Genomic DNA, 23,065 nt, shown 5'->3' on the forward strand with positions numbered 1-23,065 from the left:
TTGAGGGACTTAAAAACGTCGGGATAGATTTCACTAAATGGAATAAAAGTGTTATTTTTGCGTCTTGTTCTTAACGGAAATTAATCAAGAAATGATAGAAGATATTAAAAAAGCCTGTCAGGTGATGAATGAAGGAGGAGTGATCCTTTATCCCACCGATACCGTATGGGGTATAGGCTGTGATGCGACTAATGAAGAGGCTGTACGCCGCGTGTATGAGATTAAGAAACGCGCTGACAGCAAGGCTATGCTGGTCTTGGTAGACTCTCCGGTTAAAGTAGATTTTTATGTACAGGATGTGCCTGATGTTGCATGGGATTTGATTGAAGTTGCCGACAAGCCGTTGACGATTATTTATTCCGGAGCACGTAACTTAGCATCGAATTTGCTGGCCGAGGATGGCAGTGTAGGGATTCGAGTGACGAATGAAGACTTTTCCAGACGACTCTGTCAGCAGTTCCGTAAAGCAATCGTTTCTACTTCGGCTAATGTCAGCGGGCAGCCGGGTGCGGCTAATTTTAGCGAAATCAGTGATGAAATCAAATCGGCGGTAGATTATATCGTTGGCTTTCGCCAGGACGATATGAGCCGGCCGAGACCCTCAAGTATTATTAAGTTGGAAAAAGGTGGAGTGATAAAGATAATTCGCGAATAAATGAAAGGAGAAAAACTTAGTTTATTACAGCGTTGCATCAAATGGCGGGAAGCGAATATAAAGGAGAAGCAATTTATCCTGATATTAAGTTTTCTTGTTGGGATCTTTACAGCGTTTGCCGCATTAATATTGAAATTCTTTATCCATCAGATACAGAATTTTCTGACCGATAACTTCAGTGCGACGCAGGCCAACTACCTGTATTTGGTATATCCGGTAGTCGGAATCTTTTTGGCAGGCTGGTTTGTGCGCAATATAGTCAAGGACGACATCAGTCATGGAGTCACCAAGATTCTATATGCCATTTCCCGCAGGCAGGGACGTATCAAACGACATAATATTTGGTCATCTACTATCGCCAGTGCTATTACTATCGGATTTGGAGGATCGGTCGGGGCGGAGGCGCCGATTGTACTGACTGGTTCAGCTATCGGTTCCAATTTGGGTAGCGTCTTCAAGATGGAACACCGCACGCTGATGCTGCTCGTAGGATGTGGAGCGGCAGGTGCCATTGCCGGTATTTTCAAAGCTCCGATTGCCGGACTCGTGTTTACATTGGAAGTCCTGATGATTGACCTGACTATGTCTTCTTTGCTTCCGCTGCTGATTTCTGCAGTGACCGCAGCTACCGTATCTTATATCACTACCGGTACGGAAGCTATGTTTAAGTTTCATCTTGATCAGGCATTCGAACTGGAACGTATTCCTTTCGTTATCTTGTTGGGAATCTTTTGCGGACTGATTTCGCTATACTTTACGCGTGCCATGAATTCGGTGGAAGGCGTCTTTGGTAAACTTAATAACCCTTATAAGAAATTGGCTTTCGGTGGTGTGATGTTGAGTGTGCTGATTTTCCTTTTTCCGCCTCTTTATGGTGAAGGATATGATACGATTGATCTTTTGCTGAATGGAACGTCTGCGGCAGAGTGGGATACGGTCATGAACAATTCTATGTTTTATGGTTATGGTAATCTGCTGCTGGTTTATCTGGTGCTGATAATTTTGTTGAAAGTATTTGCCTCCAGTGCAACGAACGGTGGTGGCGGTTGTGGTGGAATCTTTGCACCTTCTCTTTATTTGGGGTGTATTGCAGGGTTTGTTTTCTCTCATTTTAGCAATGATTTTGCTTTCTCTGCTTATTTGCCGGAGAAGAATTTCGCGTTGATGGGAATGGCGGGAGTGATGAGTGGCGTTATGCACGCTCCTTTGACAGGGGTGTTTCTGATAGCCGAACTGACTGGTGGATATGATTTATTCCTTCCGTTGATGATTGTATCCGTAAGTTCATATCTGACCATTATTGCTTTCGAGCCTCATAGTATCTATTCGATGCGTCTGGCCAAGAAGGGACAGTTGCTTACACACCATAAGGATAAAGCCGTGTTGACGTTGATGAAAATGGAAAATGTGGTGGAGAAAGATTTCGTTGTCGTACATCCGGAAATGGATTTGGGCGAATTAGTGAAAGCAATAGCTGCTTCCCATCGAAATGTGTTCCCGGTGACAGATAAGAAAACGGGTGAATTGCTGGGAATTGTACTTCTCGACGACATTCGTAACATCATGTTCCGACAAGAACTTTATCATCGTTTCACTGTTAATAAATTAATGACATCTGCCCCTGCCAAGATATTCGATACGGATGGAATGGAACAGGTGATGCAGACGTTTGATGATACGAAAGCCTGGAATCTTCCGGTAGTGGATGAAGAAGGGCGATACCAGGGATTTGTCTCTAAATCGAAGATATTTAATTCATACCGGCAAGTATTGGTACATTTCTCTGAAGACTAACAACCGTAAGGGATAATTTATTAGGCACGGATTACACAGCTTACGCTGTTGTTTTATGTAGACCTAATTCAGGAAACCGTGAAATCCGTGTAATCCGTGCCTAAGTAGCGATAACATATTGAATGATGAAAAAAGAAGATTTAAGAATAGTATATATGGGGACTCCCGATTTTGCGGTAGAGGCCCTGCGTCAATTAGTAGAAGGCGGTTATAATGTAGTGGGTGTGATTACAATGCCCGATAAGCCTGCCGGACGCGGACATAAGATTCAGTATTCTCCTGTAAAGCAATATGCGCTTGAACAAAATTTGCCGTTACTTCAACCGGAAAGGTTGAAAGATGAAGCTTTTGTAGAAGCATTGCGTGAATGGAAGGCGGACTTACAGATTGTAGTTGCTTTTCGTATGTTGCCGGAAGTGGTATGGAATATGCCACGACTGGGTACGTTCAATCTTCATGCTTCTTTGCTTCCTCAATACCGTGGAGCTGCCCCCATTAATTGGGCAGTAATCAATGGTGATACGGAAACCGGAATTACTACTTTCTTTTTGAAACACGAGATAGACACCGGAGAAGTCATTCAGCAAGTGCGTGTGCCTATCGCAGATACGGATAATGTGGAAGTGGTACATGATAAGTTGATGGTGCTGGGAGGAAAACTGGTTCTTGAAACGGTAGACGCTATATTGAATGGAACGGTAAAACCGATTCCTCAAGAAGAAATGGCGGTTGTCGGTGAACTTCGTCCTGCTCCGAAGATCTTTAAAGAAACCTGCCGGATTGACTGGAATCAGTCGGTGAAGAAGATATACGATTTTATCCGTGGATTATCACCTTATCCTGCTGCCTGGAGTGAACTGATTACTTCTGAAAAAGGAGCACCAGTGGCCGTGAAGATCTTTGAAAGTGAGAAGATTTATGAATCACATCAATTAGCTATAGGAACAATTGTGACCGATGGGAAGAAATTCATGAAAGTAGCTGTACCGGATGGATTTGTATCTATTCTTTCTTTACAGCTTCCCGGTAAAAAACGTTTGAAAATAGATGAATTGCTTCGTGGATATCACTTGGAAGATGGTTGTCTGATGAAGTAATTAATCGGATAAACAGATTAAAACGAGCAAGCCATTAGATTATAAATAGAATAAAACCGTCCCGAATAAGAGACGGCTAGAACTTAAAATAGAAGAATTATGAAACCGATTATCGCTCCTTCCATTCTTTCTGCCGATTTTGGATATTTGGCAAAGGATATTGAAATGGTAAACCGCAGTGAAGCGGAGTGGGTACATATTGATATTATGGACGGAGTATTTGTTCCGAACATTTCATTTGGCTTTCCGGTACTGAAATATGTAGCGAAGTTAAGCCGGAAACCGCTGGATGTGCATTTGATGATTGTGAATCCGGAAAAGTTTATTCCGGAGGTAAAAGCGTTGGGCGCTCATACGATGAATGTGCATTATGAAGCTTGCCCGCATCTGCATCGGGTGATTCAACAAATCAGAGAAGCCGGGATGCAGCCTGCTGTAACTATCAATCCGGCCACTCCTGTAGCTCTTTTACAAGATATTATCCGGGATGTATATATGGTGCTTATCATGAGCGTGAATCCGGGATTTGGAGGACAGAAGTTTATCGAACATTCAGTAGAAAAAGTTCGTGAGCTGCGTGCCCTGATTGAACGGACAGGTTCGAAAGCGCTGATTGAAGTAGACGGTGGGGTAAATCTGGAAACAGGTGCCCGTTTGGTTGAGGCGGGAGCCGATGCGTTAGTGGCGGGTAATGCTGTCTTTGCAGCACCGGATCCGGAAGCGATGATTCGTCAGTTGCACGAACTGTAACTCATCTGTTGAGTACTTTTTACATCCATCGATATCCCTATATACGCCTGATTATCCCTTGGATAACAGGCGTTTTTTGTGGAGATCATTTTTTTGACCGTTCATGGGAACCTTTTGGGAGTGTTCTAGCTCTTGGACTTTGTATTGCTTTATTGTTTGTTCTTTATTTCCTGAAACGCCATTCATTGCGATGGTGCTTTGGATTAGCTGTCTCTATCCTTTGTTTTATAGGAGGGTGGCTTGGAATAACTTGGCAATTACAGCACGCTGTCTACTCTTTTCCGGAAGAAGAAACAGTGTATCGGGTTTTAATAACGGATGCACCTCAGGTGAAAGAACATACCTACCTCTGCCAGACATTATTAAAGGGACGTCGTGATACTGCCGGCACATATCCGATAGAACGTGCTGCAATCCTTTATCTACAGCAAGATTCGGCCGTCACCCGATTAAAAAGTGGAGATGAACTGCTGGTTTCTGCCCGTATTTCTCCTCCTCTCAACAATCGGAACTTTGATGAATTTGATTATGCCCGCTTCCTGATGCGGAAAGGAATCAGCGGAACAGGATATGTTGCATCCGGGAAATGGGCAAAATTGGACGGAATGAATAACCTTGATCTCAAAGGTATAGCCGGTTCTTGTCGAAGAAAGATGATTTCACTTTATCGGGAACTAGGATTTTCCGGCGATGAACTGGCTGTACTTTCAGCACTGACCATAGGAGACAAAACGGAATTAAGTGATTCGGTTCGTGAGAGTTATTCGGTAGCCGGAGCAAGTCATATTTTAGCTTTATCCGGTTTGCATATCGGGCTTTTATATACATTGCTCTTCTTCATACTGAAACCTGTTGCCCGAAGAGGAAATATAGGTAGAGCTATACGTTCTGTTCTTCTTCTTATCCTATTATGGGCTTTTGCCTTTTTCACAGGACTTTCCCCTTCGGTAGTACGCTCGGTCAGTATGTTTTCGATTTTAGCAATGGCAGATATGGTTGGTCGCCAACCGCTATCTTTAAATACATTGGCGGCAGCTGCATGGTTGATGCTATTCTGTAATCCGGCATGGTTGTTTGATGTTGGTTTCCAGCTCTCTTTCCTTGCTGTTGCTTCCATCCTATTGATTCAAAAGCCAGTTTATCACCTGATTACGGTGAAAGGTAGAATAGGGAAATATATTTGGGGACTGATGAGTGTGTCTATTGCTGCACAGGTAGGAACAGCTCCGCTTGTCATGTTTTATTTCTCCCGGTTCTCTGTACATTTTCTATTGACGAACTTGGTTGTTATTCCTTTCATTACGATTATCCTGTATGCTGCTGTCATTATGCTTCTTCTGACTCCTCTTTCGTGGCTTCAGACCGTAGTGGCCGAAGGTGTTAAGAAACTATTGGAAGGACTTAATTTCTTCGTCCGATGGGTGGAACAGCTTCCTTACGCTTCTATAGATGGAATCTGGCTTTATCAGTCAGAAATATTGGGTATCTATATCGTTGGCTCTTTGTTAACCTATTATTTTATGAACCGTCGATACCGGAATTTATTGATTTGTCTTTTTTCTATCTTATTACTGGGGACTTATCATGCAACAATCTATTGGCTAGATCGTCCCCGGACGAGCCTGGTCTTTTATAATGTGCGCGGTTGCCCAGCAGTACATTGCATTGAGAGCGATGGACGTTCCTGGATAAACTATGTAGATACTATCCCCAATGAAAAACATTTGAAACGCATGGCTGCTAACTATTGGAAGCATCATCACCTTCTGCCTCCTCAAAAAATAACTGCCGATTGCCGGTATATGGAACTAAACCGTCAGCAGCAGATTATATCCTATCATGGCTGTCATATTTGTGTAATAAATGATAACCATTGGCGGAACAAAACCACCGTTTCTCCGTTATATATTCAGTATCTTTACTTATGCAAAGGATATGACGGACATATGGAAGAGCTCACTCGAATCTTTTCTTTCTCTTACGTCATATTGGACGCATCTCTCTCGGAATACCGCAAACACCTCCTTGAAAGCGAATGCAAGCAATCCGGTCTGCGGTTTATCTCGCTATCCGACGAAGGTTCTGTCCGCTTTTTGCTCTAAGTACAAAGATTTATCGTACATTTGCACCTTGATAAAGTATAAGAGTATGTTGACGAAAGTAATTGAACAAGCCAAAATAGACCATTTCACCAAATGGTTTGAACGAGCTGACAAAATAGTAATTGTATCTCATGTTTCCCCTGACGGTGACGCTATCGGTTCTTCACTGGGATTATATCATTTCCTGGATTCACAGGAAAAAACAGTAAACGTAATTGTGCCGAATGCTTTTCCCGATTTTTTGCGGTGGATGCCGGGCAGTAAGGATATTCTGTTGTATGACCGTTACAAAGACTTTGCAGATAAATTGATTGCCGAAGCAGATGTCATTTGTTGCCTCGATTTCAATGCACTGAAGCGTATTGACGATATGGCAGACGCTGTGGCTGCTTCTCCGGCACGTAAAATAATGATCGATCATCATTTGTATCCCGAAGATTTCTGTAAGATAGTAATGTCTTATCCTAAAATATCTTCTACTTCCGAACTGATATTCCGTCTCATCTGCCGTATGGGATATTTCAGTGATATCTCCAAGGAAGGTGCAGAATGTATCTACACAGGAATGATGACAGATACCGGTGGGTTCACCTATAACTCGAACAACCGGGAGATATATTTTATCATTAGCGAACTCCTTTCTAAAGGAATCGATAAAGATGATATTTATCGTAAGGTGTACAACACCTATTCAGAGAGTCGTTTACGTTTGATGGGCTATGTATTGTCGAACATGACTGTGTATTCGGATTATAATTCGGCACTAATCACCCTGACGAAAGCAGAGCAAAGTAAATTCAACTACATAAAAGGCGATAGTGAGGGCTTTGTTAATATCCCCCTTTCCATTAAAAATGTCTGCTTCTCTTGCTTCTTGAGGGAAGATACAGAGAAACCGATGATTAAAATATCCCTTCGTTCGGTAGGAACCTTCCCATGCAATCAGCTAGCTGCCGAATTCTTCCATGGAGGAGGGCACTTGAATGCTTCGGGCGGTGAATTTTTCGGAACGATGGAAGAGGCAAAAGCGGTCTTTGAGAAAGCGCTTGAGAAATATAAACCTTTACTAACAGCGAAAAGCTAAAGATGGAAGGTTAAAAGTGAATATGGAAAGGTTAAAAGATACGAACTTTCAACTTCCCTCTTTCAACTTTTAATGATTTTGAGATACATTTGTGCAGAATATAGCTAAATAACAGATAATGAAGAAACTTGTATTTTTATTTCTCTCTTTGTTAACCGCCGGAAGTCTGTTCCAGGCATGCGACAATTCGAAGACTTATGCAGAAATGCTGGAAGACGAGAAAAATGCGGTGAATAAGTTCATCAAAGATAATGATATCCGTGTCATTTCATTGGAAGAGTTTGAACGGGATACTATTACAGCTTCTAAAGAAGCAGGGAATGGATATGACGAATATGTTGCTTTCTCCAATGGCGTATATATGCAGATCGTAGATCGTGGAGGAAAAGAGGATAAGGATGGAGTTGAAGTTATTAATGAGGTAGATACTTTTGCTAACAATAACATCATTTGTACTCGTTATGTAGAACAGGATATGATGACAGGAGATACTACATGTTTCAATGTTCCTTTGGAAAAATGGATGGATATCTCTGAATATTATAAATCCCCATTGACATTCCGTTATGTGCAAAACACATCTACTGTTTATGGAATCGTTTTATCTGGTGATTTTGATTATGACTATTTGTGGACGGTTGCTAATGGTTATGGAACTGCGATTCCATCCGGATGGTTGATTGCATTACCATATTTACGTAATAATGCTCATGTGCGCTTGATTGTACCTTCTAAGATGGGGCATACAACTGCGCAACAATATGTCAATCCCTACTTCTATGATATCCGGAAGTTTGAAAAAGCGAAAAGTTAAGACACTAACATTAGATAAATCTTTTAGTTAAAAACCTATGACTCTAATCAAATCTATCTCTGGAATCCGCGGAACTATCGGCGGAGGAGCGGGGGAAGGACTGAACCCGCTTGACATTGTAAAATTCACCTCGGCTTATGCTACTTTGATTCGTAAGACCTGCAAAGCGAAGAGCAACAAGATTGTTGTTGGACGCGATGCCCGCATTTCGGGTGAGATGGTAAAAAACGTAGTAGTCGGCACATTGATGGGAATGGGTTGGGATGTAGTAGACATTGATCTTGCTTCTACCCCGACCACAGAACTTGCTGTAACAATGGAAGGCGCTTGTGGTGGTATTATCCTGACAGCTTCTCATAACCCGAAACAGTGGAACGCACTGAAATTGCTGAATGAACATGGTGAATTTCTGAATGCAGCCGAAGGCAACGAAGTACTTCGTATTGCTGAAGCTGAAGAATTTGACTATGCCGATGTTGACCATCTGGGATCTTACCGCAAAGACCTGACTTATAATCAGAAACATATCGACAGTGTATTGGCTCTCGACCTGGTAGATGTAGAAGCTATCAAGAAAGCCAACTTCCGGGTAGCGATTGACTGTGTGAACTCTGTAGGCGGTATCATTCTCCCTGAACTTCTTGAACGTTTGGGGGTGAAACATGTAGAAAAACTCTACTGTGAACCTACCGGAAACTTCCAACACAACCCAGAACCGCTTGAAAAGAACCTCGGCGACATCATGAACCTGATGAAAGGGGGCAAAGCAGATGTAGCATTCGTTGTAGACCCAGACGTTGACCGTTTGGCAATGATCTGCGAAAATGGTGTAATGTACGGTGAGGAATATACACTGGTTACTGTGGCTGATTATGTACTGAAACATACTCCGGGGAATACAGTTTCTAATTTGAGTTCTACCCGTGCCCTGCGTGATGTAACCCGTAAATATGGTATGGAATACAGTGCTTCTGCTGTAGGCGAAGTAAACGTTGTAACGAAGATGAAAGCAACCAATGCCGTTATCGGTGGTGAAGGAAATGGTGGAGTAATCTATCCTGCCAGCCATTATGGCCGTGATGCATTGGTAGGTATTGCTTTATTCCTTAGCCATCTGGCTCATGAAGGAAAGAAAGTTAGCGAGCTTCGTGCCACTTATCCTCCTTACTTCATAGCTAAGAACCGTGTCGATCTGACTCCGGAAATCGATGTAGATGCTATCCTTGCAAAAGTAAAGGAAATCTATAAGAACGAAGAAATCAACGATATCGACGGTGTGAAGATTGACTTTGCCGACAAATGGGTACATTTGCGTAAGAGTAATACAGAACCGATCATCCGCGTATATAGCGAGGCTTCTACAATGGAGGCAGCCGAAGAAATCGGTCAGAAGATAATGGATGTGATTAATGAATTAGCCAAGAAATAACGATTCATTAACATCATCGGAAAAATAATAAAGGGAGAGCTTCACTATCAAGCTCTCCCTTTGTTTATTCTGTTTATCTATTTGACAGGCAATTGCTGGCTCTGTTTAATTTTGAGGGGATATGTTTCAGAACAACTATCCTCAAAACGGTTCGTTTTGGTTATGAATCAAAATTGCGGTAGTTTGATCCTTTTAAAAAAACGCTTTTGACCTTCACAAGTATCACAGACTCGTAAGTTGTAGTGTGACAGATGTTTGCTGTGATTTAAGGTTCTCTTTTTAATTCTTCACATCCTTCACACTGCGTTCCCTACCTCTTGGGAAAGGAGCCTTAGTTAAAACAAAAGCTTAGGTGTTTCCTTCATATGGAAGGACATAAGAAGACCAATATGCTTGAATAATGGATTGAAATAGTCAACATAGATATTGGCCGACTATAGTTGACTATCTAGTCAACTATAGTCGTCTAAGTAGCCAACTGTACTTGACCAAGTAGCCGACTACAGTTGTCCATTAATAAAATATCAAAATTGTCATATAGAGCCGACATTATGTAGTATTAAACCATATACTCCATTTACGGTTACGGTTTGATTTGGTTTCGTACCGGAATGAATCTATTTTAAGAATGTGATTGTCCTGAATCAAATCCCCCCAAGTTTTCAAATTGCTCTCCCAATTGCTTTCTCGTTTCCGGTAACCGTGTTTGTAAAGCAAGAAGACTTTTGCCGCTCCGTCAATGAACCACTACACAGTGCTTCTGGTCTGACACCGTTTTTTTGTTTTACCACTTTTCTGCTTCCAACCTTTTGGGCGGAATGAAAGGAGTATGCTGTTGTAGATTACTTTTCTGCTTCATTTTGGTATTATTTATATTAATTCACTATATTTGCTCTGAATTATCTGATAAATGAAAGCTTGCTTCCTTTATTTCGGTGGTATAATTAGAGATTACATTGAAATACAAAAGATTATGTTTTTGGAGGCAGTTTGCCAATGGATAGTGAGCATATTTAACAAGTAGTTACTTGAACTGTTCGAACGTAAAGATGAGAAGATTATGGAATTGGACCGTCGTATCGGACGGTTGGAATATAAGATCGAATTACTACTCCGGAAGGAGGGGGAAAACGATCTGTAATATAAAGAAAGTACGATGAAAACACACCTGATTTTATTTCTTATAACACTGGCTGCTTCATTGACTGTCCGTGCTGATAAAGGGAATGAAACCTATTTTTTCCGGACCGTGAATTATCAGCAAGGACTCTCCAATAGTGCCGTATTAAGTATTTTCCAAGATAACGAAGGATTGATGTGGTTTGGAACGTATGACGGTGCGAATTGTTATGACGGAGAAAATATGGAAGTATTCCGCTCCGACTTTTCCGAGCAGAAAACATTGAACAACAATATTGTGCACTCTATTCAACAGGCGGATAGCAGTTGCCTGTGGATGACCACGCATTCGGGAGCCAACCGTTTTTCAAAAGACTCCCGACAGATTATTAGCAATTACGATTTCGGAGGAGACTTTGTCATTCATTCCAATCAGAAAGGGAATACCTGGGTGTTGGGCTACGGATGGATTTCTTATTATAATACGTTTCACCATCGTTTTGTTAACATTCCGATGCCGGACATCCATATGCTGAAAGTCGATGTTAGGGCGTTTGTCACTGATGAAGGCGATTTGTATCTTTTCCCCTATGAAAGCGGTGACCTGTATCGCTTTTCGTTGAATGCTTTTGATCAGGATACTCTGTCCACCCGGCTTACCACCATTCCTTCCCATTTTCATCAGAAGCGGATAGAATATGTATGCTACCAGAATGGCGTATTTTGCTTTTATGACTCCGACTACGATCTTTTCGTGTACGATATTTCAAGAAAGTCTAAGATTTATATCCGGAATATTGGTGAGTTGGTTCGGAAGTATGGGCTTATCACCGGCATTGTGCCTTTCTATGAAGACATCATTTTAGCTTTTCATACCAATGGACTGATGCGTTTGCGTCTTTCCCAGCGATATGCGGAAGAAGTGATTGACCGGAATATGCGGATTTTCGGCATCTATAATGATCCCCGGCAAGGAGTTTTGTGGGTGGGAACCGACGGGCAGGGAGCGGTGATGTATTCGCGGAAATACGCTATTGCTACCAATCTGATGTTGAGCAGCTTCTCTCCCAATTTGACTCGGCAGGTAAGGGCAATCATGACGGATAAACAGGGTGGCCTTTGGGTAGGAACCAAGGGAAACGGCCTGCTTCATGTGAAAAATTATCGTGACGGAGTGCGGGCATCCGATGTGGAGGTCTATTCGCTGAATGGGAAACAGCCTGCGGTATCTTACGTGAGACCGGAACGGGAGTTGCGAATCTATGCTATGCGGGAGAGCAGTTATAGAAACGGATTCTGGGTGGGAGCCGCTTCTCCGGGCTTGTGCTATTATTCATTCGATAACGGACAACTTCATCCTTTGGTGGGAACTGATTCCGGAGTTCCGGTAGAGGGCGGTAATGAAGTACATTCCATCGTCGAAGAGAATGACAGTGTACTCTATCTTGCCACTTCGGGTGAAGGGCTTTGTAAGGTGGTGCTCGACAGCGGGCATGGACCGCTCCGGATAAAGTCATTGAAACATTATAAATTCTACTATGAGCAACAGGAGCTTAATCTCTATTATAGTATGGTGCCCCAAGGAGATTCCTTGTTGTGGCTGGGCAGTCAGCAGAGGGGATTGGTGCGTTTCAACCGGAAGACGGAAGAATATCAGGTCTTCTCTTTGAGCGAGATGTTGCACAAATCCGTGGATGATGTACTGTGTTTGCATTGGCGTCGTGGAGAGTTGTGGGTAGGCACTACTGCCGGTTTGGTGCGTGTCACTTTCAAGGAGAACAGGTTGGAAACCGTCCATATCGGGCGTAAGCAAGGATTGCTCAACGATATGATACACAGTATTTTGGAAGATGCCAACGGACTTCTCTGGCTGGGGACGAACCGCGGTCTTATCAAATTCAATCCGGACAATTTCTTTTCGCACGCTTATTATTATAGTGGCGGCATACAAATCGGAGAATTTAGCGACGATGCCTATTATCGCTGTCCTTACACTGGAAATCTTTTTTTCGGAGGAATCGACGGGCTGCTCTATATGAACAAGAATGTACCTTCCGCTCCAGAATATTACCCGGAGGTTTTATTGCGTAAGTTGGTGATTGAGAAAACATTCGTTAACTTACAGGACCACTATTTGCCGGACAGGAAAGGGTTGCAGATGAAAGGGGCGAAGGTGTCTTTTTCTCTTTCTTTTGTCGTGCCGGATTATACAAGTGACGGAGATGTGGAATACTCTTATATGCTCGAAGGGTATGATCAGGATTGGGGGGCATTCAGTAGTGTCAACGAGGCCTCTTATTTTAGTGTGCCTTCGGGCAATTATCTTTTTAAAGTCCGTTATAAGAAAGATGTATTTGCTACGGAATACAAGACGTTCACTATTCCTGTATATATTCTTCCTCCCTGGTATCGGACGGTTTATGCGTATATCATCTATCTGTTGATCGGACTTATGCTGGCGGTATATGTCATTCATTTATTCCACAAATATTTCCGTCATGAACGTATGATGCAGGAACTGCTGGAAACCGAACGCCGTAACGCTTCACTGGTGGTAGACGGTTACAAAGAACGCGAGGTACTTGATAACTGTACGCTCATTTACCAAGCCTGTGACCAACTGAATGACAAGACGCTTTCGTTGGATCAGTATGCTGATAAAGTCGGGCAGATCCGTGAGGCCGTCATGGCTTTGCTCTTCGGGTGCGGTATTGGCGACGAGTGTTTCCGGTTGTTGTCGTCCCTGCAATTCTTTGTTACGGGGCGACCGCCTCTTTCACAGTTGGCGGAAGAAGTGCTCCGGGTACTTGAAAAGGAAGGTCGTGATATTTCCTCTATCCATTTGGATATTCCGGCGGATTTCACTTTCCCTGTTTATAAGAATGCGTTGCGCTGCATCCTTTATTTCAGCGGTCTCTACCTATTGGACAGGAACACCTGTGAAGTGTCGGTTAGTATGAAAGAGGAAGAAAACAGGATGACGCTGACTTTCTTTTCTTCGGATGATACGGTGGAGGGACTGCATAAGATATTGACCGAGCAGGAATCATTGCCGGTGAAAGGGAAAGATTCGGACGACCGGTTCCGCATCCGGACGATGCAACGTTTTGTGTTTTCAGCGTTGAGACAGCAGAACTGTACACTTTGTTGTGTGACGGAGGAAATATCGGGTGGGCGCCGGCTGGCAATCACTTTCGAACCGGTTACTATCGCCCCGCAGGATGAGACGAAGAAAACTGTTTTGTTGCTGGAAGACCGTGAAGAGATTGTATGGCTTATCAGTGCCCTGCTCTCTGATGAATATGACGTTCGTCCGGTGCGAAGCGTACAGCTGGCGTTTGATGAGATGCATACTTCGGCTCCTGCTTTATTTTTGGTAGATATGCAGATGTATACGGATGCTGAAAGCACGTTTATGAAATACGTAGCCAAGAATCGTTCGCTGCTTTCAAAGACTGCCTTTATTCCAATGTTGACTTGGAAGGTTAGTACGGCAATGCAGCGGGAGTTGATCCAGTGGGCAGACTCTTATCTGGTTCTTCCTTATGACATACCGTTCTTAAAAGAGACTATTCAGAAGGTGATCTACGGTAAGCGGGAAGCTAAGCAAGTGTATCTGGAAGAGTTGGAAGGCTGGACGAACTCCATTGTATGCACTACTACCGAGCAGGCGGATTTCGTCCGGAAGTTTTTGCAGGTGGTTGAGCGGAATTTGGATCGGGAGGATTTGGGTTCTACCTTTATCGCGGAACAGATGTTGATGAGTTCCCGTCAGTTCTGCCGGAAATTAAAGGAAATATCCGGAATGACTCCAAGTGATTTGATTAAAGATTACCGGATGGAAAAAGCTGCCCGTTTATTGCAGAATAGAGATTTGTCTATACAGGATGTTATTTCTGATGTCGGTATTTCCAGCCGCGCTTATTTCTATAAAGAGTTTACGCGTAAGTTTGGTGTGACTCCGAAGGTTTACAGGGAGACTTATCTGAATAAAGAGGAACAAATTTGATATTGTTTAAACATACTAATATCTGCAATTGAACATATTGGTGTGTGTAATAGCATATCCTGTGCTGAACTATGCTGTTTTTTTTGATACTAGGGGCTGTACTCTCTTTTTCTGAATTAATTGTGCACTTCGTTGATTATTAGTGTTTTGTTTAGTACTCTGAATGACATAATGTACTTCAAACGGACATTTTTTCCTTTCTTTAGTATTTGGCGTGCAGGAGTATTTCATTTCTTTTTAAATCCTGTTATTTTGCCGCCATGCAATTATTGCATTTGATAACCTTATTATTAATTTAAAACAAGTAGTATGAATTTGTTTGAAATGAAAAAACATCGCATCAGGTCTTTGTGGTTGCTGCTATTGTTGTTCACGTATAGTGTAACAATGCAGGCGCAGGGCAGTTCGGTCACAGGACGTATTTCGGATGAAAAAGGAGAAATGCTCATTGGAGTTAGTGTACAGGAAAAAGGGACGACGAACGGTACCATTACCGACACGAATGGTCAGTACACTTTAAAATTGTCAACAGGAAATCCTATTTTGGTTATCTCTTATATAGGATATAAACCACAGGAGGTTAAAGTTGGCAAACAGAAAGTGGTGGATATTGTTTTGGTAGAAGATGTATCGTCGCTGGATGAGGTGGTAGTGGTAGGTTACGGTAATCAGCGTAAGGTATCTGTTGTTGGCGCACAGTCTTCATTAGACGCTTCAGCTATCAAAATGCCTGCTGCCAAATTATCTTCAGCTATTTCCGGACGTATTGCCGGTGTAGTTGCTGTGCAACGTAGTGGTGAACCGGGACATGACGAGTCGGATATTTGGATTCGTGGTATTTCTACATTGGTTAAAAATGGGCAAAGTTCTAGTCCGTTGGTACTTGTGGACGGTGTGGAGCGTAGCTTCAATAATATTGATCCGGAAGATATTGAATCATTTACTGTGTTGAAAGATGCTTCTGCTACTGCCGTGTATGGTGTGCGTGGTGCTAATGGTGTGGTAATTGTAAAGACAAAACCCGGACGCATCAGTAAACCGACATTTAGCGTGGATTATTATGAAAGCCTCACCCGCATGACTAAAAAGGTGGATATGGCCGATGCTTATACTTACATGGAAGCACGCAACGAAGCGCAAATGAATAAGAATAATACCATTGCTTATTCTCAAGCGTATATCGATGCTACGAAAAAATCGAACGGCTTGCTACCGAATGATAATCCTCGTTTGTATAATCCGTATCTGTATCCGGCCGTAGATTGGGCAAACGAATTGTTTAACGATTGGGGCCACAATCGCCGTGCCAACATTAATATTCGTGGTGGTGCACCGAAGGCAAGCTATTATGCTTCATTGAGCTATTATGGCGAAAACGGTATGACACGTAACTTCAAGCTGGAGAATTATAATACGTCAATGAAGTATGAACGATACAACTTTACTTCAAACTTAAATTTGAAGCCTACAACAAAGACGGCTATTGACTTAGGATTTTTCGGCTATTTGGGACAAGGACACTATCCACAAAGCAGCGCTGCATCCTTATATGCCTCTTGTATGGATGTCAATCCGGTTATTTATCCGATGGTATTGCCCAATGGAATGATTCCGGGCATCAATACGCAACAGAAATTCAATCCTTATGGTAAGTTGGCTCGTGGAGGTTATTATGATGAATTCAGCACTCAGTTGAACTCAAATGTACGTGTAAAACAGGATTTGGACTTCTGGAAATGGAGCAAAGGACTTTCTGCTTCTGCAATGATAGCATTCGATACCTATAATTCCCGCCGCAGAAACTACAACCGTAGCGAACCAATGTATAAGTTTAAAGGAGCTACAGACGAAAATGGGCTTTGGATTGAAGATACCTTATTTGATGAAGAAACAGGGGAATATTTGTACGATGTATTGGGTGAAGCAGACGGAATCTTGACGCTTGACACTCCTACTCATTCGAGCAACCGCACCGTTTATACGGAGGCTTCTTTAAATTATGAACGCGATTTCGGTGCACATCGTGTAAGTGCTTTGTTGCTTTACAACCAGAAAATATACTGGGATTTAAATGCTTCCGATGTCATTGGCGGTATGGCTTACAAGCAGCGTGGTTTTGCCGGACGTGCTACTTATTCTTGGAATGACCGTTACTTTGCAGAATTCAATTTAGGTATTAATGGTTCGGAAAACTTCACTCCTGGTAATCGCTACGGTACTTTTCCCGCATTCGGTTTGGGGTGGGCAGTTTCTAATGAGCCATTTTGGGAATCGTTACGCAAATATATATCATTCTTGAAATTCCGTTATACACATGGTTGGGTAGGTAGTGATACAGCTACAGGACGTCGTTTTATGTATCAAGGTGTATTTGGAGGTTTACGTGGCACTTGGTTTGGTACCTCGCATAATGGTGCTAGCGGTTATGGCGAAGAAAAGTATGGTGTGAATGTCACTTGGTCTAAATCATGTAAGCAGGATTTGGGTATCGATCTGAAATTACTAAACGACAACCTTTCATTTGTAATTGACTTCTTTAAAGAACGTAGAGATAATATATTCTTACAGAGAAGTACTGTGCCAAGCTATGCCGGATGGATTGAGAATCCTTACGCCAACTTGGGTGTTGTAGAGAATAAGGGTGTTGAAATTGCGATGGACTATACGCAGAAGATTGGTAAAAACACCTTCCTTACCGTGCGTGGTAATATGACTTTCAACAAAGATAAAATTATAGAAAACGATCAGCCGCCTGTAGACTATCCATGGATGGAAACCCGTGGGACAAACGTGAACGCTATTTGGGGATACATTGCTGACGGACTGTTTACTAGCCAGGATGAGATTGATGACCACGCTACCCAGTTCGGTACGCTTCACGTGGGTGATGTTAAATATCGTGACTTGAATGACGATGGTGTGATTGACGATTACGATAAAACGGTAATTGGTCGTGGAGATGTACCGAGAATTTATTATGGATTCGGAGCAGATCTGCAAGTTGGAAACTTCTCTATCAGCGCTTTGTTCCAGGGAAATGCACAAGCTGACCGCTATTTGGACGGCATTTCTATAAAACCGTTCTGGGACGATGAAGGACGCGACAACGTATTTGCTAACATCACCGATCGTTGGAGAGCAGACAATCCTACCAATCAAGACGTGTTCTATCCTCGTTTGTCAGTCGGTAGCGACGGCAACAACAATAACGTGAAGCCAAGTTCATGGTGGGTGAAAGATGTCAGTTTCTTGCGTTTGAAACAAGTAAACATTTCATATACATTGCCTAAGAAGTGGACAGATCCGCTACTGATTAAGAACGCACAGATCTATCTGATGGGAACCAATCTGCTCACGTTCTCTAAGTTCAAATTGTGGGATCCGGAATTGAATACATCTAACGGTACGGCTTATCCTAACGTATCGAGCTATTCAATAGGTCTTAAGTTTAATTTTTAACCAAGTCTAAAAAGAAAAGTATGAAAACAGAAATAAGAAAATATGTTGCAGCAGCTTTGATTTGCTTGGGGATGTCGTCATGCAGCGATTTCTTTGAGTCTATTCCGGGCAAGCAGTTTGGATTGGAAGAGACGTTTGCTTCGAAACAACGCACAGAGCAATATCTGAATAATGTATACAGCTATATCCGTGAGGTGGGTGATGTGCTCCATGTGGACGCAAACATGAACGGAACTATCTTCACCGAAGCATCATTGGAAGGAGCCAACCGTTGGAACAAGACGTATGCGGAATGGACAACGGGGGGGGCAACTGCTTCGTATAGCCAGGCTAACCGCTACTTCACAGACTACTATCAAGCTATAGCCAAAGCAAGTACCTTCATTCAGAACGTAGACAAATGCCAGGAAGTAGGTGCTTCCGTACGTGGACGTTGGAAAGAAGAGGCGCGTGTGCTACGTGCTTACTATTACTTCGAGTTGTTTCGCATTTACGGTCCCATACCTTTGATTGGCGAAGATCCGATACCTTTGGATGCTTCAAAGGAAGAACTGATTAAGGTGCGCAACTCGGTAGACGAATGTGTAGAGTTTATCGCTAACGAATTGCAAAAGGCTATTGATTCAGGCGACTTGCCGAACAGAGTTTCCAAGAACAATTTGGGACGTATGGACGTAGGGATCTGCAAGGCTTTGAAAGCTAAGTTATATCTCTATTGGGCAAGCCCGCTGTTTAATGGAAACACAGATATGGCATCTGTCAAAAACTTAGATGGCAAACAGCTTTTCCCACAAACGGAAGACCTCACTAAGTGGAATAAAGCCAACGAAGCTTATAAAGAGTTCTTTAGCTTTGCTACTTCGCAGAATTATGGGCTGACAAAAGTATATACGGATGGTAAGCTCGACCCCTACAAGTCCTGTCGTGCTATTGCTGCTTTCTACACGAAGAACTATGATGTCATCTTCAACGAACTGATTATGGTCAAATTACGCGACCAATGGGACTACACTTATTGGACCTGTCCTAAGTTCTCCGGTTTCGAAGACACTAGTGTGAGCGGTGGTGGAGGCTATTATACTACACAAGAAACAGTGGATATGTTCTTTACGAAGAATGGACTGACAATAGACCGTGATCCCTCTTATAACAAGTTCGAAGGAGTACCTTCTGCTGGTAACTTTACTTCCGGACAGTATTATGACGAGAATGATACTGAATTGAAATATTTCGATGCAGACAATTCTTATGTATTGAAACAGTGGAAAGACCGTGAGGCACGTTTCTATGTAAATGTCACTTACAACGGTTCTATCTGGCTGAACTATGGTAGTCAAAACGAAGAACATCGTACCGACTTTACAAATGGTGCACGCGGAACCTGCGGTAAATCGAAAGCTTCCGGTGACTGTCCTGACTCTGGCTATCTAATCCGTAAAGGAGCAAAAGCTACGGAAGATGACGGTTCTAAAATGTTCTCTCCCACGCTTCGTGTGGCTGATATGATTTTAGGATATGCTGAAACACTCTGTATGTGTGACGACTTGGAAGGCGCACTATTGCAACTGAACCAGATTCGTGAGCGTGCCGGTATCCCCGAATACTCATTCACTAATGAGGGCGGAAAAGTGTTTTGTCCGAAGACAAAGAATGACTTGCTCAATCGTATCCGTCGCGAACGTATTGTGGAATTGGTGTTCGAGTGGAACCGCTTTTTCGACGTTCGCCGTTGGAAAGTGGCCGAAGGCAACAATGATCCCGATCACTGGATTTACCCCGAATATCACAAAGGTGGCGAGGGTGGCAATGTGTACGGTATGAATATGGATAAGGATTATCCAGACTTCTTTGCACGTACCTTGCTCGAAAACCGTGCTAACTTCTCAAAGAAACAATACTTCATGCCGATTCCTTATGATGACATCCGTCGTATTCCCGAATTGGTACAGAACTTAGGTTGGTAAATTTTATTGTTAAACACATTTTTAAGAAGTAATGAATACAAAATATTGGAAAAATATGGCATTGGGTCTTTTGGTGTCGTTGGTCGTGAGCGGCTGCTATGGCGAGGAAGACGGATATCAGATTCCCGACATTTATAAAGGAAGCTGGGAAAGCCCGAAAAATGGAGCTACGGTAGTAGGTTATGCACCTGCTCCGATTTCCGAGGCAAAGTATGATGCTTATCTGAACGAACTTTACATCACTTGGGACGGTGGCAACGATGCGTGGGAGAAGAAAAACGAGTATGTGGGAGCCGAAGTAGAGTTTGCTTCCCTGCTCACTGAAACGAAAGTGAAACGCGTGATGATTTCCAACATAGGCGATTTCGGTAACCTGACCGTGAAGAGAGACAACGGACTGCCGAATGCTACGCTGAACTTGAGTCGTTTCCGTACAGTAGTGGTTACTACCAAACATGGTGCACGTGATTGCCGTTTCCGCTCTATTTACGTAGACGAAGCAGGAAACAAACAATACAGCGACTGGACAAGCTTGAGTGAACACCTTGCCAATGCAGAGATGACGCTGAACATGGACTATATGGCTTGGAAAGAGTTTCGAGAGCGTCAGAGCAATCCGCTGAAAATACATTTTGAAAGTAACTCGGATTTACGTACAGTAGAATGGCTGTACAACAGATATAGTGGCGCAGACGCAACGCAGGAAGAGTTCCGTAAATGGTATTATATGGACTGTGCTACCATGTCGTTCGAGCCTCACAACATTGCTTGTGACCCTTACGAAAATTTGACTTTCATGATTAAGAAAGAACAGACTGGAGGTGCTTATGCCTTCGATTATCCGAACCACAACGAAGGACGTGGTATTGTTTACCCGGCATCAGAAAGCAATATGGGAAGTGATGCCTGGTGGTTATTGCCCGATATGCAGGCAGTAGTGATGCACGAAATGGGTCATTGCGTAGAATGGATGCCCCACAAAGGACATTATGAGAAGAAGGGGGAAGACTGCGACAAACAGGGATATCAGGAAGGATGGCCGGATGCAGTGAAAATCTCCAACGGCGGATTCTTCGGACTTGCCACGGAAGGTCAGATTAATGAATATAAAGCTGCGATTGAAAAACCGTATAAAGATCCACAGGATAACAAGGTTTATGTTTGGCAGATTGATTATAACACCTCTGGTGCTTTCATGAGCTGGTTGCGAATTTATAACGGTGACTTTGTGCGCATGTTGCCGTGGACTGTAAAAATGGATGCACTGACTAACGACTGGAGTTTGGAGTATGCAGTGAAATATATCCTGAAAGAAAGCTATCCTGACATGTCTATGGAAGACTTATGGAATGAATATGTAGCTGAAGTAAAGAAATTCTTGAACAATCATCAATAAACATAAACATGAATAAATTATCATATATATACGGTGTGTTGTGTATGTTCCTCTTATGGGGATGTAATACAATTGATTTGAGTGACGTAGGATATGGCGAGAGTGATCGGTTGAAGTCATCGGATGTGAAAGAAGTACTTTATAATGCGTCAGAGGGTTGTTGGATAACTGAATGTGAGGGACGTGAATTCTTCTTTCAGTTTAGCAAGGATGGAACGGTAATTCTTGATTCCGATTTCTTGGAACAAGCAATAGAAGTGAAGACTACTTTTGCAACAAGTGGTAAAGCGGTAGAGTTGACCATTGATAAATGTAATGTTCATTTTCAAAACTTAAGTTCGGAATATGTGGATACGAAATTTATGATCACTGAAGTACCGGCAGTAGACGCTACTAGAGCAGAGGAAAGCACTAAACTGATATTGGTCGGTGTGGCTACCGGCAGAAAGATGGAGTTGCATACGGTGGCGAAAAGTTATATAGAGACTAAAGTGGCACCTAAAGCGGAGTTTACAGAATTATTTGCCAAGAACCTATTGGATAATCAAGTGATTTGTGATGCTTCCGGCAATCTGATTGGCTATTATAGTTTAGCATTGGCTGGTGTTTCAGATATTTCTGTAAAGATTGTTACGCTTGAAAATAAGAGTGGAAATGATGTGAACGGGCATACACAATATTACGAATCAATGCTGGTAAAAGAGGGAAAAGTATTTAAATTGGAAACTCCGGTGGAAGGAATCAAGGCATTGGATGGAAACACTTATGCGTTCAAAGCCATAGATTGTAGTGGCGAAACGGTGGCTGTTGAAGGAATGTCCGGTGTGACATTCATTTCCAACAAGGATGCTGTAACTGATTTTGATTATGTGACGGCAGGCAAAGAATTTTCATTCTGTAAGGAGCAGAATAAGGGTGCTGCCTGTGATGAAATCTGGGAATGCACGAAAGGTTCTTTCACAGATGGCGGCACTATAGCGGACATCAACCTAATGAAATATGACTATGGATGGAAAAATGCGGATTGCACGCAGCGTCCGTTGGTTATTTGGTCGTGGTGGTTTGCGAACCTTGCTTTTAGAAGTAGCGAGCCGGGAGCTAATATCCGAATGAATAATGTTGATAAGGATTGGATACATTTCACCAATTTGTCGGGTGAAGGTGAAACTTGCGGTGGTGGAGCGATGAACCCCAATCAAGTAAAAGATATGAATGCATACACCAAACCCTTGTTGGATACTTGGTTCAATGAGAAAGGACTGTTTGTGATTCGTTACGACCGCTTGAATGTAGCTGGTGATAATAAATTCTACATTTACTTGTTGTGTCCGGATACAGGTGCTACCGAGAACGGCGGTATGTGGATGAAGATGCAGAGAAAGGAAGAATAATA

The 23,065-nt window shown here is 42.7% G+C and carries 13 protein-coding genes; all 13 read left to right on the top strand.

The window, feature by feature from the left end; genetic code table 11:
* The first annotated feature begins 91 nt into the window (after window positions 1-91).
* Entirely contained in the window at window positions 92-655 is a 564-nt protein-coding gene (locus AB3G73_RS21580; protein ID WP_004297304.1) for an L-threonylcarbamoyladenylate synthase, read from the top strand.
* On the top strand, window positions 656-2,449 hold the full coding sequence (locus AB3G73_RS21585) for a chloride channel protein (RefSeq protein ID WP_074636713.1): 1,794 nt from the start codon (window positions 656-658) through the stop codon (window positions 2,447-2,449).
* A 125-nt stretch (window positions 2,450-2,574) separates the two neighbouring features.
* On the top strand, window positions 2,575-3,546 hold the full coding sequence (fmt, locus tag AB3G73_RS21590; RefSeq protein WP_258981933.1) for a methionyl-tRNA formyltransferase: 972 nt from the start codon (window positions 2,575-2,577) through the stop codon (window positions 3,544-3,546).
* 99 nt (window positions 3,547-3,645) lie between these two features.
* Window positions 3,646-4,296, top strand: coding sequence for a ribulose-phosphate 3-epimerase (gene rpe / locus AB3G73_RS21595; RefSeq protein ID WP_148366500.1), 651 nt, complete (start codon window positions 3,646-3,648; stop codon window positions 4,294-4,296).
* 8 nt (window positions 4,297-4,304) lie between these two features.
* A complete protein-coding gene (locus AB3G73_RS21600; RefSeq protein WP_367745587.1) occupies window positions 4,305-6,398 on the top strand; it encodes a ComEC/Rec2 family competence protein in 2,094 nt (697 codons plus the stop codon).
* A gap of 46 nt (window positions 6,399-6,444) precedes the next feature.
* Window positions 6,445-7,482, top strand: a complete 1,038-nt coding sequence (locus tag AB3G73_RS21605; protein ID WP_004311034.1) for a bifunctional oligoribonuclease/PAP phosphatase NrnA — start codon at window positions 6,445-6,447, stop codon at window positions 7,480-7,482.
* A gap of 118 nt (window positions 7,483-7,600) precedes the next feature.
* Complete coding sequence (locus tag AB3G73_RS21610; protein WP_195648599.1) at window positions 7,601-8,296, top strand: DUF4827 domain-containing protein; 696 nt, start codon at window positions 7,601-7,603, stop codon at window positions 8,294-8,296.
* Between the two features lie 37 nt (window positions 8,297-8,333).
* The gene (gene glmM, locus AB3G73_RS21615) at window positions 8,334-9,725 is read left to right on the top strand and encodes a phosphoglucosamine mutase (protein WP_148366497.1); all 1,392 of its coding nucleotides are present in this window, start codon (window positions 8,334-8,336) and stop codon (window positions 9,723-9,725) included.
* Between the two features lie 1,156 nt (window positions 9,726-10,881).
* Window positions 10,882-14,853, top strand: a complete 3,972-nt coding sequence (locus AB3G73_RS21620) for a two-component regulator propeller domain-containing protein (RefSeq protein WP_195648598.1) — start codon at window positions 10,882-10,884, stop codon at window positions 14,851-14,853.
* Between the two features lie 309 nt (window positions 14,854-15,162).
* A complete protein-coding gene (locus tag AB3G73_RS21625; protein ID WP_148366495.1) occupies window positions 15,163-18,312 on the top strand; it encodes a TonB-dependent receptor in 3,150 nt (1,049 codons plus the stop codon).
* 20 nt (window positions 18,313-18,332) lie between these two features.
* The gene (locus tag AB3G73_RS21630; protein WP_217721370.1) at window positions 18,333-20,276 is read left to right on the top strand and encodes a RagB/SusD family nutrient uptake outer membrane protein; all 1,944 of its coding nucleotides are present in this window, start codon (window positions 18,333-18,335) and stop codon (window positions 20,274-20,276) included.
* A gap of 31 nt (window positions 20,277-20,307) precedes the next feature.
* Complete coding sequence (locus AB3G73_RS21635) at window positions 20,308-21,672, top strand: hypothetical protein (protein WP_258979468.1); 1,365 nt, start codon at window positions 20,308-20,310, stop codon at window positions 21,670-21,672.
* Between the two features lie 8 nt (window positions 21,673-21,680).
* Window positions 21,681-23,063 carry a hypothetical protein gene (locus AB3G73_RS21640; protein WP_148366493.1) on the top strand — a complete coding sequence of 461 codons (1,383 nt, stop codon included), beginning with the start codon at window positions 21,681-21,683 and terminating at the stop codon, window positions 23,061-23,063.
* Window positions 23,064-23,065: the final 2 nt, after the last annotated feature.

The organism is Bacteroides sp. L008, assembly GCF_040812255.1.
GTDB classification, from domain to species: domain Bacteria; phylum Bacteroidota; class Bacteroidia; order Bacteroidales; family Bacteroidaceae; genus Bacteroides; species Bacteroides vicugnae.